The sequence below is a fragment of the Mycoplasma sp. 13536 genome (genome assembly GCF_055523495.1).
This window is the reverse complement of the sequence record NZ_JBVFVC010000003.1, coordinates 1-678: the sequence shown is the minus strand read 5'-3', so window position 1 is coordinate 678 and position 678 is coordinate 1. Positions and strand designations below refer to the sequence as shown.

1 protein-coding gene and 1 tRNA gene are annotated in these 678 nt (G+C 27.9%); one reads left to right on the top strand and one right to left on the bottom strand.

Features of this window, described 5'->3' with window-relative positions; genetic code table 4:
• The first annotated feature begins 167 nt into the window (after window positions 1–167).
• Window positions 168–479 carry a thioredoxin family protein gene (locus AC0B4N_RS04305; RefSeq protein ID WP_465102598.1) on the top strand — a complete coding sequence of 104 codons (312 nt, stop codon included), beginning with the start codon at window positions 168–170 and terminating at the stop codon, window positions 477–479.
• Window positions 480–540: 61 nt separating this feature from the next.
• Here the strand turns inward: AC0B4N_RS04305 and AC0B4N_RS04300 are convergent.
• Window positions 541–616: transfer RNA gene (locus AC0B4N_RS04300), tRNA-Thr, on the bottom strand.
• Between the last annotated feature and the right edge of the window lie 62 nt (window positions 617–678).

The window sequence follows — 678 nt, the reverse complement described above, 5'->3', positions numbered from 1 at the left end:
ATCTAAAAATTATGTTAAAATTAAAAGACAATTATTTTGTTAATATCTCGCAAGTGACTTTTCCAAAAAACATTTTATATTTATTTTTAATAATTAATTGCTCCTTTTTTATTTTTAGTATATAATTAATAGTAATAAATTTACTAAAAATATCACAAAGGAGAAAAATGTTACACGAAGTAAATAGCCAACAAGCCCAAGAACTAATTAAAGACGGAAAAAAACTACTTGTTTTCCACGCTTTATGATGCGGTCCTTGCAAAATGTTTAAAAACACCCTAGAAGAATTTTCAAAAAAATTCAATATTGATGTTGTTAGAGTTAATATTGAAGAAAACAAAGAAATGGCAATCGCTCACAATGTTGCGTCAATTCCATATACAGAATTGTATTCAAATGGAACCAAAGTAGGTAGCCTTTTAGGATACCGTAATGTTGCACAACTAAGTGCTGAATTAGACAACTTTTTAAAATCTTAATCTTAAAAAATACAAAAACCAAGACTAAAAACTTGGTTTTTGTATTTTTTAAAAAAATTAGTGGTGCCGACAACTGGACTTGAACCAGCGACCCCATCCTTACCATGGATGTGCTCTACCTGCTGAGCTATGACGGCATATGAATTAATTATAACAAATAAAATTAAAATGCAAATATTTTTTTTTGTTTTTTGGAAAA